This is a genomic window from Yinghuangia seranimata (genome assembly GCF_029953285.1).
Taxonomy (GTDB): domain Bacteria; phylum Actinomycetota; class Actinomycetes; order Streptomycetales; family Streptomycetaceae; genus Yinghuangia; species Yinghuangia seranimata.
The window spans coordinates 96,377-109,107 of record NZ_JASAOI010000037.1; the positions used below are offsets into that span (position 1 = coordinate 96,377).

At 73.6% G+C, this 12,731-nt stretch carries 15 protein-coding genes; 8 read left to right on the forward strand and 7 right to left on the reverse strand.

The window, feature by feature from the left end; genetic code table 11:
• Positions 1-93: 93 nt before the first annotated feature.
• Positions 94-1,083, forward strand: coding sequence for a helix-turn-helix transcriptional regulator (locus tag QI554_RS23240; RefSeq protein ID WP_281472137.1), 990 nt, complete (start codon positions 94-96; stop codon positions 1,081-1,083).
• A 73-nt stretch (positions 1,084-1,156) separates the two neighbouring features.
• Here the strand turns inward: QI554_RS23240 and QI554_RS23245 are convergent, their stop codons facing one another.
• Positions 1,157-1,687: a hypothetical protein gene (locus QI554_RS23245; RefSeq protein ID WP_281472138.1), complete on the reverse strand. Its 531-nt coding sequence runs from the start codon at positions 1,685-1,687 to the stop codon at positions 1,157-1,159.
• 78 nt (positions 1,688-1,765) lie between these two features.
• Entirely contained in the window at positions 1,766-2,854 is a 1,089-nt protein-coding gene (locus QI554_RS23250) for a hypothetical protein (protein ID WP_281472139.1), read from the reverse strand.
• Between the two features lie 204 nt (positions 2,855-3,058).
• Here QI554_RS23250 and QI554_RS23255 point away from each other — a divergent pair, with 204 nt between their 5' ends.
• A complete protein-coding gene (locus tag QI554_RS23255; protein ID WP_281472140.1) occupies positions 3,059-4,078 on the forward strand; it encodes a hypothetical protein in 1,020 nt (339 codons plus the stop codon).
• A 28-nt stretch (positions 4,079-4,106) separates the two neighbouring features.
• On the opposite strand, the gene QI554_RS23260 is transcribed toward QI554_RS23255, so the two are convergent.
• Complete coding sequence (locus tag QI554_RS23260; RefSeq protein ID WP_281472141.1) at positions 4,107-4,598, reverse strand: hypothetical protein; 492 nt, start codon at positions 4,596-4,598, stop codon at positions 4,107-4,109.
• Between the two features lie 192 nt (positions 4,599-4,790).
• Here QI554_RS23260 and QI554_RS23265 point away from each other — a divergent pair, with 192 nt between their 5' ends.
• Complete coding sequence (locus tag QI554_RS23265) at positions 4,791-5,108, forward strand: carboxymuconolactone decarboxylase family protein (protein ID WP_281472142.1); 318 nt, start codon at positions 4,791-4,793, stop codon at positions 5,106-5,108.
• 83 nt (positions 5,109-5,191) lie between these two features.
• On the opposite strand, the gene QI554_RS23270 is transcribed toward QI554_RS23265, so the two are convergent.
• Positions 5,192-5,395, reverse strand: a complete 204-nt coding sequence (locus tag QI554_RS23270; protein WP_281472143.1) for a hypothetical protein — start codon at positions 5,393-5,395, stop codon at positions 5,192-5,194.
• A gap of 33 nt (positions 5,396-5,428) precedes the next feature.
• Between QI554_RS23270 and QI554_RS23275 the strand changes: the two genes are divergently transcribed.
• A complete protein-coding gene (locus QI554_RS23275) occupies positions 5,429-5,590 on the forward strand; it encodes a hypothetical protein (protein WP_281472144.1) in 162 nt (53 codons plus the stop codon).
• On the opposite strand, the gene QI554_RS23280 is transcribed toward QI554_RS23275, so the two are convergent.
• Together QI554_RS23280 and QI554_RS23285 are read right to left on the reverse strand one after the other, a co-directional pair.
• Positions 5,587-5,853 carry a hypothetical protein gene (locus QI554_RS23280; protein ID WP_281472145.1) on the reverse strand — a complete coding sequence of 89 codons (267 nt, stop codon included), beginning with the start codon at positions 5,851-5,853 and terminating at the stop codon, positions 5,587-5,589. The two genes, QI554_RS23275 and QI554_RS23280, sit on opposite strands and share 4 nt — an antisense overlap.
• Positions 5,854-5,919: 66 nt before the next feature.
• Positions 5,920-6,945 carry a hypothetical protein gene (locus QI554_RS23285; RefSeq protein ID WP_281472146.1) on the reverse strand — a complete coding sequence of 342 codons (1,026 nt, stop codon included), beginning with the start codon at positions 6,943-6,945 and terminating at the stop codon, positions 5,920-5,922.
• A gap of 449 nt (positions 6,946-7,394) precedes the next feature.
• On the opposite strand from QI554_RS23285, the gene QI554_RS23290 reads away from it, so the two are divergent.
• From QI554_RS23290 to QI554_RS23305, 4 genes are all read left to right on the forward strand, one after another.
• Entirely contained in the window at positions 7,395-8,807 is a 1,413-nt protein-coding gene (locus QI554_RS23290) for a hypothetical protein (protein ID WP_281472147.1), read from the forward strand.
• Positions 8,808-8,962: 155 nt separating this feature from the next.
• Positions 8,963-9,229: a DUF4235 domain-containing protein gene (locus tag QI554_RS23295; protein WP_281472148.1), complete on the forward strand. Its 267-nt coding sequence runs from the start codon at positions 8,963-8,965 to the stop codon at positions 9,227-9,229.
• A 308-nt stretch (positions 9,230-9,537) separates the two neighbouring features.
• On the forward strand, positions 9,538-10,128 hold the full coding sequence (locus QI554_RS23300; RefSeq protein ID WP_281472149.1) for a TMEM165/GDT1 family protein: 591 nt from the start codon (positions 9,538-9,540) through the stop codon (positions 10,126-10,128).
• A 175-nt stretch (positions 10,129-10,303) separates the two neighbouring features.
• A complete protein-coding gene (locus tag QI554_RS23305) occupies positions 10,304-11,026 on the forward strand; it encodes a helix-turn-helix domain-containing protein (RefSeq protein WP_281472150.1) in 723 nt (240 codons plus the stop codon).
• 10 nt (positions 11,027-11,036) lie between these two features.
• On the opposite strand, the gene QI554_RS23310 is transcribed toward QI554_RS23305, so the two are convergent.
• Positions 11,037-12,731, reverse strand: a complete 1,695-nt coding sequence (locus QI554_RS23310) for a serine/threonine-protein kinase (protein WP_281472151.1) — start codon at positions 12,729-12,731, stop codon at positions 11,037-11,039.

Sequence of the window (12,731 nt, forward strand, 5' to 3'; positions counted from 1 at the left end):
GGGGATCTCCTTGGCTGTGTTGAAGGCGTGCACGTCGCAGGCTAGGAGAAATAGTGGACAGAATCGGTCCTGTATTCGCGTTAGGCTGCGAACATGCCTCGACCCACCGGCCGCGTGCTGACACTCCTGGAGCTGCTGCAGTCCGGCGGCACCCGGACGGTCGCCGAACTCGCCGACCGGCTCGGCGTCGAAGGGCGCACCGTGCGGCGGTACGTGGACCAGCTGATCGACCTGGACGTGCCCGTGGAATCGGTGCGCGGCCGCTACGGCGGGTACCGGCTCGCCCCCGGGTACCGCTTGCCCCCGCTCATGCTCAGCGACGACGAGGCGCTGGCCGTGCTGCTCGGCCTGGTCGCCGGCCGCCGAGCGGGGCTGACGACGACGGAGCGCACGGCGAGCGAGACCGCATCGGCGAAGATCCGGCGGGTGCTGCCCAAGCACATCGCCCGCAGGCTCGACGCACTCCTGGAAGCTCTCGCCTTCACGGACCGGTTCGACGACCTCGACACCCCGGACGCCGAGGTCCTGCTCACCATCGCCGACGCGGTGCGCCACCGCCGACCCGTCTCGATCCGCTACACCGACCGCGACGAACGGCGCAGCGAACGCACGCTGCACGCGTACGGGATCGTCGCCCACGCGGGCCGGTGGTACGTCACCGGCCAGGACGCCCAGGTCGGCGAGGACCGAACCTTCCGGCTCGATCGCATCACAGACGCCAGGGCCCTGCCCGGCTCGTTCGAGGCGCCCGCGGGTCTCGATCCGGCACAGCGCGTAGTGTCGGGGTTCGCCACGGCCGAGTACCGGCACGAGGTGACCTTGCGGATCCACGGAACGGTCGAGCAGATCCGCGCCCACCTTCCCGCCAGCGTCGCGAGCCTGCATGAGTACGCGCCCCCGGCAGGAGAGGACCTGGCGGCCGAGCGCTGGCTACGCGTCGAGCTGCGGGCGGAGCGGCTCGACTGGCTGCCTCCGGTACTCGCCGCACTCGACCGGCCGTTCGTCATCGAGCGCCCCGCTGAACTGCAAGACCTCGTCATCGCCCTCGCCGATCGCCTCGCGTCCTACGCCCGCCAAGCCTGACCGCGAGGAACCAAGGGTCATGAGATGGCACACCTATCCCCTGAGGGCACGCCTCTGTCTTCAGGCCGTCTGCTCAGTATCGGGACATGACCGTGCGCCAGCGCCCGCCGAGGCGCGATCCGAGCTCGGCGACGAACTCGCCCTTCAGCCCCGGCCAGTTCTCGAACGAGACGGCCAACTCGGCCACGTAGGCGCCGTACTCCGACTCCCAATCACCGAGGGGCGCGGAGCCCCGGCAGGCGTCACACGTCACCGTGGGCTCCCCGTCCCGCTCCCACACGCGGAGAAGCTCCAAGTGGTCCTCCACGGCCAGCTGGCTGCCGCAACCGGGGCATGGCGGCGGCTCGAACGACTCCATTGCGCTATAGACGTCGCGCCCGCACAGGACGTCCGCCTCGTGGCCACCGCTCAGCCATTCGTCCGTCGCCCGAGCCTCAGCGCCGGGACCCGCAAGGAACTCTCCGGAGTCACGGGGGCGTACGTGTCGCGGGTTGAGGATGAGCGTGCCCTGATCGGTCAGCCAGCGCACGATCTCCGCACGGCGTACTCGCGCCTCGTCGGCCGACAGATCCAGGGCAAGGACGTACACGATCGTGTCACTCACGCGCCGGATCGTATGTGCCGCAGCCGACAGCGTGTACGACCATCGCGCACCGGCCGTGAGGCGCGTCGTCCGGTAGGCCTACGCGGTCGCGGCCGATGCCGTGTGGAGGAGTTCCCGGACGCTGCCCTGGAAGTCCTCCAGCAGCCTGAGGGCCACGATCCACGCCTCCGTGCGGTCGCTGAGCGTGGCCCGCACCACGTCGCCGATCTCTGTGGCGGCGGCGTCGCGTACGGCGCCTGCGCTCGTCACCAGGTCGGCGAGTGCCTCGGCTGCGGGGCGCGCGTCCAGGACGGCGAGGCGGCGGGGTTCGAGCAGGAGGGCGCGGGGCGGGCGTGGGCGGAAGTCCGGGGGGCAGTCCGGCTCTCGGGCCAGCAGCCAGGCGTAGTGGCTGCGCTTGGCGGGGTACAGGCGCTCGCGGAGGACCGTCCAGTCGAGCGGCTCACGTGGGGCGAGTAGCAGCAACACGACATCCCGCCAGCCGTTCACGAGCTCGATCCGGTCGGCGAGGTGCTCGGTGGAACCGAGGTGGGCGAGGGCCACGGCCACCGCGTCGGGGTCGTCGGGTGCCTTGAACGCCCGCCAGACCACCAGCGGTACGTCGTCACGGCCGGGGGTCAGTTCGGGGTGTGCCCGAACCAGCCGCCTTACCGCCCGCGGTCCGGCGGTCTCGTGCAACGACGCGTATCCGCGCAGCACGGCGGTGCGCGCGCCGGGCAGCATGACGCCCGGGACCAGCCCGGCGACGGCCGCGGTGACGACGTCCGGGTCGCGTGATTCCACCAGCGGGTACAGCGCCTGGTTGACGTCCGGGTTGCGCCGGTACTCCGGGTCGACGACGGGGAACAGCCGCTCGGGCGGCAGCATGGCGGCCACGCGTTGCTGCAAGTGCCGGGAGACCCGGAAGCTTCGGTAGACCGCGAGTGCGACCTCCGGGTCGCCGAGGTCGAGCAGCCGCCCGACGCGGTCGGCCGGAACGCCCGCATTCCCGACCAGCGCCAAGTGGTCGGCCTGGCCGCCGTGCTCCACCACCAGGTCCGTGACCGGCACGGACAACGGCGCCGAAGCCAGGAAATCACGCTTCGCGCGGGCGTCCAGGCGCGCCAGCAGTTCCGTTGCGCACTGCGCCGGCAGGTGTTCGAGCAGCGGCACGGCCGCGTTGGGGACCATCGGGGGACACCGAACCAGACCAACTGGCGGCGGGTCCAACGGGTTTCCAAGCAAGGCCGCGGTGGGGACGCGACTGCGCCGCAGTCACTGCGCCAGCCGGATTATCGCGAGCGAGCGGCCGGGGCGCCGAACTAGCCTGCGGTGGGTTCGCCATCGTGCGGCGGCGCCTGGCGGACTTCGCCGCTGTCAGACCAAGGGGCTGGTGTGTTCCCACCGATCGCCGAATACGCACGGCTGCACGACCTCGCGGACCACGGGCGCTGGGACGAGTTGACGGCGTGGCTGTTGGACGTCGAAGACGCGGCGGCGCAGGGCGGCCCGGAGCAAAGGGAACGGGTGGAGCTGCGTGACCGCATCGCGCGCGTGATCGTCGGCGACGGGCCGCGCGAGGCCGCGGCGTGGACCGTCGAGCACCGGTATGCCGTGGCCGGCGAGACCTGGCTGACGGACGTGCTGGCGTCGGTTCGGACCTGGGACGAGATCGACCCTTTTCTGACCGAGCGTTGGCTGCGTGTCCTGGTCGCGCACGGCAGGGTGATGCGGGGTGACGACCTGACCGCCGAGCCGCGGCTCGACCCTTCGTGGGGCCTCGGCGTTCCGTTCGCGCTGGAGCCGTGGGAGGCCGCCGCATGGGATCCGGACGGGTTCCCGTGGGACTACAGCTCGCGCAACGGCAGCTGCCGGGAGACGCCGTACATGCAGCACGTGGTCCACATGCCGCTGCAGGTGACCGCGGACCCGGGCCCGCCGCTGGAACCCGTGCCGTACGAGCGGGCGCACGACCTCGCGTTCGGGGAGCTGTTCCGGATGCGCGGCACCGCCGCCGAGGCACTCTCCCGACACCTGCACGTGGTGGTGGAGGCATACGCCCGAGAACCGCACTGGAGCAACCCGCCGGAAGGGCACGCCTCCGCGGTAGGCGTGGGGTTCCCGGCCGCGTATCCGCTCCTGGTCAGCGTCCTCGGCGGCACCTCCGCCTACGGGCCTCCTTCGTCGGACGCACAGGGCCGACTGGCCGTGTGGCGCCTGCTCGGACGCATGGCCGGCATGGCGGAACCCTTGGACCCCCGCGCCGTTGCCGCGTTCGTCGCACGGCTCGACTGCCTCACCTGGCAGTACCACTACCCCCATCGCCGAGTGCGGCCGCTGTACGCCGCACAGCTGGTCGTCGCCGACCCGGTCCAGGGAATCGCCTGGCTCCTGGACGGCGAATCAGACGACTGACCGACCGACGCCGACCGACGCCGACCGATCAGGCCGAGCCCTGGGCCCTCGCCAGCAGCCCAGCCGTGGCGCGTTCGAGCGTCGGCCGGTCGACCGACTCGTACACCACCGCCGCGCCCAGTTGGAGGCCTGGTGCGTCACCGCAGACGACGAGGTCCTCCGGTCCGCCGATCTGCTCGCGGGTGCGGGACAGGGTGAGGTCGTACAGGTACGAATGGCCGTTCGCCGCCGTCACGAACTCCTGGTCCGTGACGAGGAAATCCGCGCAGAAGGGATCCGTGACGGCCGGGAACGGACCCGACAGCCACCGGGCGAACTCGGCGACGCGGGGCGCCCCGCCCGTGAACCGGGATCGGGCCCAGTAGTAGGCGTCGAACCACCACTCCCCGGCGGCGTCGACCCCGACCGAGAGCCACTGACCGACGCGGGGATCGTCGTCCTCGTGCCAAGGGAGGGTCCCGAGCCAGTCCAGCCGGAACACTTCCTCGATCTCCGGCTCGTCAGAGCCTGCTTCACCCACCGAACGCCCCCTGATCCATCGCCGTCCCGACACTGCGGCAGCACGTCGTCATCGTGCCAGGGCCGTGACGGCGTCCACTCGGGTGGACCACTCCTGGTGCGGGCGGTCCGGCGGCTGCTTACCGTCGGACGAGAGCGTCCAACCGGCGCCCCCGCAGGCTGAACCAGAACACACACCTGGAGATGGTCAGGCATGCCCACCACATCATCCGAGACCCCCGTCCTGGACACCCTTATGGCCATGACCGCCGACTCGATCGAGCGGTGCGGCCTGGCCCCCGACATGCTGATCCTCACCCGGATCGCGGCGCTGGCGGCGATGGACGCCCCGGCCATGTCGTACCTCGCGCACCTCGAACCGGCGATGCGGGAGCACATGACCGCACAACAGCTGCAGGACGTGCTGGTCGCGATCGCCCCGATCGTCGGCACCGCCCGCGTGATGTCCGCCGCGACGCACATCACCGAGGCGCTCGGGATCGCCATCGCCGTCGCCGAGCGCGACATGTAGGACGCCGCACGCCGCCCGAAGCGGAACGCCGCGCCCGGACGTCCACCCATGCCCTGGGTGGACGTCTGTCGTCCGCGAGGACGTCAGTCCTGCCAGTAGAACAGCAGCTGGCGCACGGTCAGCGGGCCGCGGCGGCCGAAGTAGTAGACGCACAGGCCCTCGGCGTGGACGACGCCGAGGGTGTCGCCGAGCCGGCGGAAGCCGGCCGACTCGAGCGCGGCGCGTGCGGGCGGCTCCTCGAAGTCCTCGTAGGTCGTCGCGTAGGGGCCGAGGGTGCTGATGTACACCTCGCGCTCGTCGTCGCCGTCGAGGACGAAGGCGTGGTACGTGCCCGAGCCGGAGCCGTCGTGGCGGCCGATCTCGACCGGGGCGGCCGGGGCGAGGCCTGCCGCGTGGAGGGCTTCGGCGGCGCGGTGGAGGCGGGTGTCCAGGGCCGGGCCGGTCAGGGGGAGTTCGGCCGGTTCGGCGCACAGGCCCTCTAGCCGCCAGCGTGAGTCGGTGTCGCGCTCGCCGCAGCTTCGCGGATCTCGCCGACGCCGCCCGTGTCCTGGACGACGGCCAGCAGCGCGGCGGCGTGCGCGTCCGGCACTCGGCCGCGCAGGGCCAGGGCACACGGCCAACGCCGCCACCACGGGTGTGTCGTGTCGAGCGTGAACCGCGCCAACTCGGCGGCGTCGACCGCGCGCAGGCCCTCGTCGTCGGACCGCCGCGCGGCCGGGACCAGCGACTCGATCGTGTCCCGCATGCCGGGGACTCTATTGCGCGGGCTGGGTATTTCGTCGGCGGCGGCATTTCGGACGCACAACACACGTCAGCCGGTCGGCCCCAGCGTCACCACACGGCCGGACGGTCCGAGCAGCACGCGGTCGCCGAGCGGGGCGTCGAGTGTGATCGACGCGGTGCGCGTGTAGCCGACCATGGTGCAGAGCGCGTCGGCGGCGTGTGCCTTCCCCACGATGCCTATGGCGACCACGCCCGCCCGCTGGTCGGTGGCGACGGTGTAGTCCCAGCCGCAGGGTGACGGGTTGTCGGGGCCGCCGACGAACGTGACGACGAGGGTGCGTCCGTCGGGCTGCAGCGCCGTGGTGACACCGAATGCGTCGGGCTGCTGCACGGCGAACGTGCCGGGGGCCGCGCTTCCGGCGCTGTCGCGGTCGCCGGCGAGGGCCACGACGCTCGCGGTCGCGGCCGTCTCGGCGAAGGCGAACCGCCAGGCGGGTACGGTCGCGCGGCCCTCGGAGGTGGTGACCTGGCGCGTGATCAGCTCGATCGCCGTGACGGTGAGGTTCGGCGCCTGGGCGGTGCCGCAGCCGATGCGGCCGGCATCGGGCAGCCACGCCTTCACGGCGTTGCCGGGGCTCACGAACGGGCGGGTCAACCGCACGCCGTCGGTCCGCACCACCTCGCCGGTCGCCGGGGGCGCCGGGAGGGCGAGGACGACGGCGGAAGGGACGGTGACGCAGCCGTTGCCGAGGGAGGCCTTCGCTCGCCCGTTCTCGGCCGGCGGCAGCGGGCTCGTGTCGTAGGCGCCGGTCACGACGACGAACGTCGGGGGCGCCCCCGAGCGGCGGCTCGCCTCCCAGCGATCGGCGGCGTGCCGAAGCGCGTCGGCGACCTTCTGGGGTTCGGGGGCGCGGGGGTCGGGCGGCGGGAAGGGCAGGTCCGACGCCCCTCCCGACGGGTTGCCTGCGGCGCCCGTCGCCGGGGGCACCTGGCCCGGCACCGTCACTGCGGGCGCCGGCGTGGTCGGGGAGGGCCCGGCCCCGCGCGGGTCCGTCGTCCGGTCGTTGTGGCCGCACGCGGTCAGCACAAGCGCGGAGACGGCGGCGCAGGCCACCGCGACGGCGGGACGGCCGCGGCGCCCTCCGGCGGCCGCAGCCGAAGGCGCAGGCGCAGGCGCGGACGCGATGGCGTGCGGTGCGTGCGGGCGGGTGGGGGAGTGGTGAGACACATCGTCCTCCGGCGTCGGGCGCCGCGGCCGTGGCGTGGTGCACGGCCCGCGCGGGGCCGCTGAGGGGTGATGTCGGTCGGCCGTCCCCGGCCGTCGCCCTGCTGCCGGTGCGCGTGCCAAGTGCCCGAGTACCGCGGCGCGTTCGTCCTCGGTCCCGCGCTCGTGGCGCGGTTCCGGTCTGACGCGGCGGGCGGCCGTGCGGTTCCCTCCGGGCCGAGCGGTTCGGTCGCCGCGAACGGGTGTTGATCCGAACGGCGTACCGGAAGATGCCGCGGCCGCCGCGGTGTGCGCGAATGGGACAGCGGATGCCTTGCCGCCACGTCTCTTGGAGCGACATGAACCATGCCCCGGAGCCACCGGCCGAGCCGACCGCGGGCACTCCGGAAGGCCGTCCCGAGCGGGAGACTTCGCGGGCCGCACGCATCGCGATGAGTGGCGCCTCCGCCGTGCTGATCACGTTGGCGGTGCTGCTCGTGCCGATCTCGCTGGTGGCCGTGTGGCTCCACGACTTCGTCCTCGACACCGACCGGTACGTGGCCACGATGGCGCCGCTGGCCCACAACCCGGCGGTCCAGGACGCCGCGGTCGACCGCATCACCAAGGCGGTCGACGTGAAGGTCGACGGAAAGAAGGTCGCCTCCGACTTCGGCGACTGGCTCCAGGACCAGGAGAACCTTCCGTCGGTGGTCGGCTCGACGGTCAAGGGGCTGGGGTCCGAGGTCGACTCGCTGGTCAACGACGCGGTCTCCAAAGCGGCCGACCGGGTCGTACGCAGCGAGGCGTTCGCCAAGGCGTGGACGGATGCGAACCGCGTCGCCCACGAAGCCCTCGTCGACGCCTTGACGGGCGAGGGGCGCGGTGCGCTCGGCGTCCACGGCGGCACGGTCACGCTGGACGTGGGCCAAGCGGTCGACACGCTCAAACAGAACCTGGTGGACTCGGGCATCGCGCCCGCCGCGGCGATTCCGGACGTCGACAAGCAACTGGTGCTCGTCCAGTCCGACCAGCTGGGCAAGGCCCGGCTCGCCGCGCGCCTGCTCGACGCGGCGGGCAACTGGCTGCCCCCGCTCACCGCCGTGCTCGCCGCGGGCGGAGTGCTGCTCGCGCGGCGCCGCCTCCGAGCGCTCGTGACCGTGTCGCTGTGCGCCGCCGGGGCATGCCTCCTCGTCGTGATCGGCCTCGACGTGGGCCGCGCGATCTATCTCGACGAACTGCCCGACGACACGCTGTCCGACGCCGCTGCCGGCGCCATCTTCGACACGCTGCTGCGGTTCCTGCACACGAGCGTCCGTACCGCGCTCGTCCTCGGTGTGATGGTCGCGTTGGGCGCCTACCTGTCCGGGCCGGGACGGCTGCCCCGCCGGGTCCGCGCGGACGCCGACCACGTGGCCGACCTCGCCGCACGCTGGGCCGACGCGCACGGGGTGAACGCGGGCAAGGCCGGTGTGTGGGTGAACACCTACCGGCGGCGACTCGCGATCACGGTGCTCGTCGTGCTCGGCCTGGTGTTCGCGCTGGTGAACGACCCGACGTCCACGACCGTGATCGTGCTGGTGAGCATCCTCGTGGTGGCCATAGGGGTGCTCGCGCTGTTGGCCGCGAGCGGAAGGGCGCGCGGGACGCGCGCGGACGCCGGCACCACCGGCCGCCCGACGCCCGACGTGACCACCTGGGAGGCCGGGGAGGCCGGGGAGGCAGGGGCGGGCGGACGGCGGCACTCGGTACGGGTCCGCCGGCGACCGTCCTGACCCGGCCGCTCCGGGCTGGGGCGCGGGGGCGGACGGGCCAGGTGCCCGGCGGCGGTCGGCGCGTCCACGCCGGGCGAGGTGTCGGCGCCGCCATGCAGGGCAGCCGCCTGAGCGTGCCATCCACGCCGACGCGACCGTCTGCCCGGAGGTCGACGATGAACGCAGCGAAGCTCGCCTACAAGCCCTTCGGCCTCGCCCTGGGAGCCGGGAGCGGCATGCTCGCCGGGGTGCTGTTCCGGCACGTCTGGCAGCTGGTCGGCAACGACGGGGACGCCCCCGAGGCCGACGACGAGGAGTCCACCTGGCGCGCGGTCCTTCTCGCCGCCGCGCTCCAAGGCGCGCTGTTCGCGGCCGTCAGAGCCGCCGTGGACCGGGGTGGCGCGACCGCGGTGAAGCGGCTGACCGGGACCTGGCCCGCGTGAGCCGCGCCGCCTTGCGCGGGGCCCTCGGGTCCGGGCCGGTTCGGAGCGTGGTGTCCGCGCCCGGTACAGTGATCGCTGAAGGGGAGTAGTCCCGCTCTGTCGGTTGGTCGACATACTGGCGCCGTTGTCGGCGCCCGGCCGCCGAGCCCGAGCCCCGCGCCGACGCGCCGGACCGGGTGGACGAGACCTTCGACCGTAGAGGTGTGTTCGCGCACGGCTCCTGCCGCCTGCGTACGCGCACCCGGGTCGAAGGCACCCCGCCTCTGTGCGCGCTCTCGGCCCGTGACCGAGAGGCTGAGGGTTTCCGGATGAGTCTGACCGCCGCCGCGACCGCGTTCGTCGTGATCTTCCTGGCCGAGTTGCCGGACAAGACCATGCTCGCGTCGCTGATGCTCGGCACCAGGCTGCGGCCGCTGTGGGTGTGGATCGGCGTCTCGCTCGCGTTCATGCTGCACGTCGTCATCGCCGTCACCGCGGGCGGGCTGCTCAAGCTCGCGCCCGACGCGGTCGTCAAGTCGATCGTCGCCGCGATGTTCGCCATCGGCGCCGCCGTCCTGCTGTTCGGCAAGGACGAGGACGAGGACGACGAGGAGGCCGAGGTCGCACGCGCGGCCAAGCGCGGCGCGATGGGCTTCGGCGCCACCGTGGCGACCAGCTTCGGGCTGATCTTCCTCAGCGAGTGGGGCGACATCACCCAGATCGGCACCGCGAACCTCGCCGCGAAGTACGACCCGCTCTCGGTCGCGATCGGCGCCGGCCTGGCGCTGATCACCGTCTCGGCGCTGGGCATCGCCGCCGGACGCACGCTGCTCAAGTACGTGCCGATGCGGCTGGTCAAGCGGGCGGCGGGAGTGGTGATGGCGCTGCTGGCCGTGATCACGCTGGTGGAGCTGATCTGAGGCCGGTCCGAGGCCGGTCCGAGCGCGGCTGAGGGGGCGCCGCGCTCGGCGGCTTCGGCCGCTCTGTAACACCGTATATACAGCGTTATAACTGGCCTTCGCTCGCATCTCCGATCCACCCCCCAAACCCCGCAGCAGCAAGGCAAGACAGGGAACTGCTGACAGGATCGGCGGCGTGCACAGCGCGGACACCGAGGTCGTGACGCCCGGCCGCGACGGGGGAGGGGACCCCGCCGCGAGCTTCGTCATCCGCGACGGCTACGCCGTCTACGAGGGGCCCTCGGCCGCCGGGGGGCTGCACGCCCACGCGGCGTACCAGGTCCTGATCGCCGTCGAGGGGGAGGCCGGGCTGCTGGACGCCGCCGGGCGGCTCCACACCGCGCCGGTGCTCGTCGTCGCGCCGATGACGCCGCACCGGATGGTCGAGGGGGCTGCCCGACTCCGCGCGTTCTACGTCGAGCCGCACAGCGCCTTCGCGGCCGGGCTCAGGGCACGGTGCCCGGACGGCATCACCGCCGCGCCCGAGCTGGCCGACCTGCACGAAGGCGACGTGCGCGCCGCGACCCCGGCCGGAGGCGGACTCGACCCGCGGCTGGTCGGCGCGCTGGACCTGCTGGCGTCCGCGGAGGCCGACACCTCCATGCCGGGCCTTGCCGCGGCCGTCGGCATCTCCCCGCAACGCCTGCGCGCGCTGGCCCGCGACCAGCTCGGCATGCCGCTCGCCCGGTGGCGGGTGTGGCTGCGCCTCCGCCGCGCCGCCGAGGCGCTGTGCGAGGGCCACTCCCTGGCCGCCGCCGCGACCGCCGGGGGCTTTGCCGACCAGGCGCACTTCACGCGGCGGATGCGCGAGACGATGGGCCTGACCCCGGCCGCGGTCCTGCCGATCCTGCGATCGTGACGGGCGGAGGTCAGCGGCGCGGCCGGTAGGCGGTCAGCGCGACCTTGACCGGGCCGTCGCCGGACGTCGCCAGCACGCGGACGACGGCCAGGTCGCGTCCGGCGCGGGAGCGGACGCAGAACGAGCGCCCGGCCGCAGCGTCCTGGAACGTCACGACGCCGGTGGGGCCGCGGTCGAGTGCGGCGGTGCACTCGTCCGGCGTCGGGGCGGCCGCGCCCGCGGGGACCACGGCGGCGTCGGCGTCCGCCGGGATGAGGAACTCCTCGGCGTTGCGCCCGATCGCCCAGGTGGAGGACTCCGCCGGAGTCACGGTGCCGGAGGCGATGTCGAAGTCGTACCCGTCGCCGGGGGCGGTCAGCACGCGGTCGGCGTAGAGCTCGGCGTAGGCGGGTCCGCTCGGTGCGGTCGTGGGCGGGACGCCGGGCGGGCTCTGCGCCGCCCCGGAAGGGCCCGGGGACGTGGCTGGGGGAGTGGTGCCCGGTGCGCCGGGCGCGGCGGCGGGGGAGTGCGCCGACGTCGGCTCGTCGGCGGACGGGTCGAGTTCGTCGAGCAGCAGCAGCCCGGCGATGCCACCCACGGCGGCGACGATGAGCACGAAGAGCGTGGCCGTGACGGGGATGCGCCGGCGTTTGCGTCTGCCGCGCGCGGCTCTGGGCAAGCCGTCGGGGCGTTCGCCCGCGGCGTCGGCCGCCGCGTCCGCCGGCACCCGCAGTGTCGCCGCGCCGGGCTCGCCGACGAGGCGGGTCGCGGCGTCGGGGTCGGCGCCGCTCCGCGCCGGTCCCGGCACGGCGGAGCGGCGGCTGATCTCGTCGTTGACCCGGCTCGGCAGCCAGTCGTCGGTGAAGCGCAGTTGCCCGCCGAGCGCGGGGTGGTCGCGGGCGTAGGCGATGACCTGGGCGGTCGTCGGACGGGCGGCGGCGTCCTTCGCCATGCAGCTCAGCAGGATGTCGTGCAGTTCGGGCGGGACGCCGGTGAGGTCGGGCTGCTCGTGGAGGAGCCGGTAGGCCTGCGCGGTGTCCGCGCGGGTGCCGAACGGTGGGGCGCCGCCGGCGGTGAAGGCGGCGAGCACGCCGAGCGCGAAGACGTCGGCGGCCGGTGCGGCGGGTCGGCCGAGGGCCTGTTCGGGGGCCATGAACGCGGGCGTGCCCATGCGTATCCCGGCCTGGGTCAGGGCGACGGCGTCGGCGGCGCGGGCGATCCCGAAGTCGATGACGCGCGGGCCGTCGGCGGCGACCAGGACGTTCGCGGGCTTGAGGTCCCGGTGCACCACCTCGGCCCGGTGGATCTCCTGGAGGGCCTCGGCGATGCCGGCCATGAGCAGGAGCACGGTGCGGGGCGGCAGCGGTCCGTGCGTGGCGAGCACGTGGTGCAGGGAGGGGCCCGGGACGTACGCGGTGGCGAGCCACGGCAGTTCGGCGTCCGGACCGGCGTCGACGACCTGGGCGGTGTAGAGCCCGTGGATGCGTCGGGCGTTGGCGACCTCCTGGGCGAACCGCACGCGGAACTCGGGGTCGTGCGCGTACTCGGGGCGGACGACCTTCAGTGCGAGGGGGCGCCCGCCCGGGGTGTGCGCCAGGTAGACGCGTCCCATGCCCCCGGCCCCGAGGCGGGCGGCGAGCCGGTAGCCGCCCACCTCGGCCGGGTCGTCCGGCGCGAGGGACGGGAACGTGGGCTGCGATACCGGGGGCACACCGGGTGCGGTCAC

Excerpts from the sequence above, each read along its gene's own strand:
- QI554_RS23250 (WP_281472139.1), bottom strand. The coding sequence starts at position 2,854 with ATGGTCCCCAACGCGGCCGTGCCGCTGCTCGAACACCTGCCGGCGCAG.
- QI554_RS23280 (WP_281472145.1), bottom strand. The coding sequence starts at position 5,853 with ATGCGGGACACGATCGAGTCGCTGGTCCCGGCCGCGCGGCGGTCCGAC.
- QI554_RS23240 (WP_281472137.1), top strand. The coding sequence starts at position 94 with ATGCCTCGACCCACCGGCCGCGTGCTGACACTCCTGGAGCTGCTGCAG.
- QI554_RS23300 (WP_281472149.1), top strand. The coding sequence starts at position 9,538 with ATGAGTCTGACCGCCGCCGCGACCGCGTTCGTCGTGATCTTCCTGGCC.
- QI554_RS23295 (WP_281472148.1), top strand. The coding sequence starts at position 8,963 with ATGAACGCAGCGAAGCTCGCCTACAAGCCCTTCGGCCTCGCCCTGGGA.
- QI554_RS23290 (WP_281472147.1), top strand. The coding sequence starts at position 7,395 with ATGAACCATGCCCCGGAGCCACCGGCCGAGCCGACCGCGGGCACTCCG.
- QI554_RS23265 (WP_281472142.1), top strand. The coding sequence starts at position 4,791 with ATGCCCACCACATCATCCGAGACCCCCGTCCTGGACACCCTTATGGCC.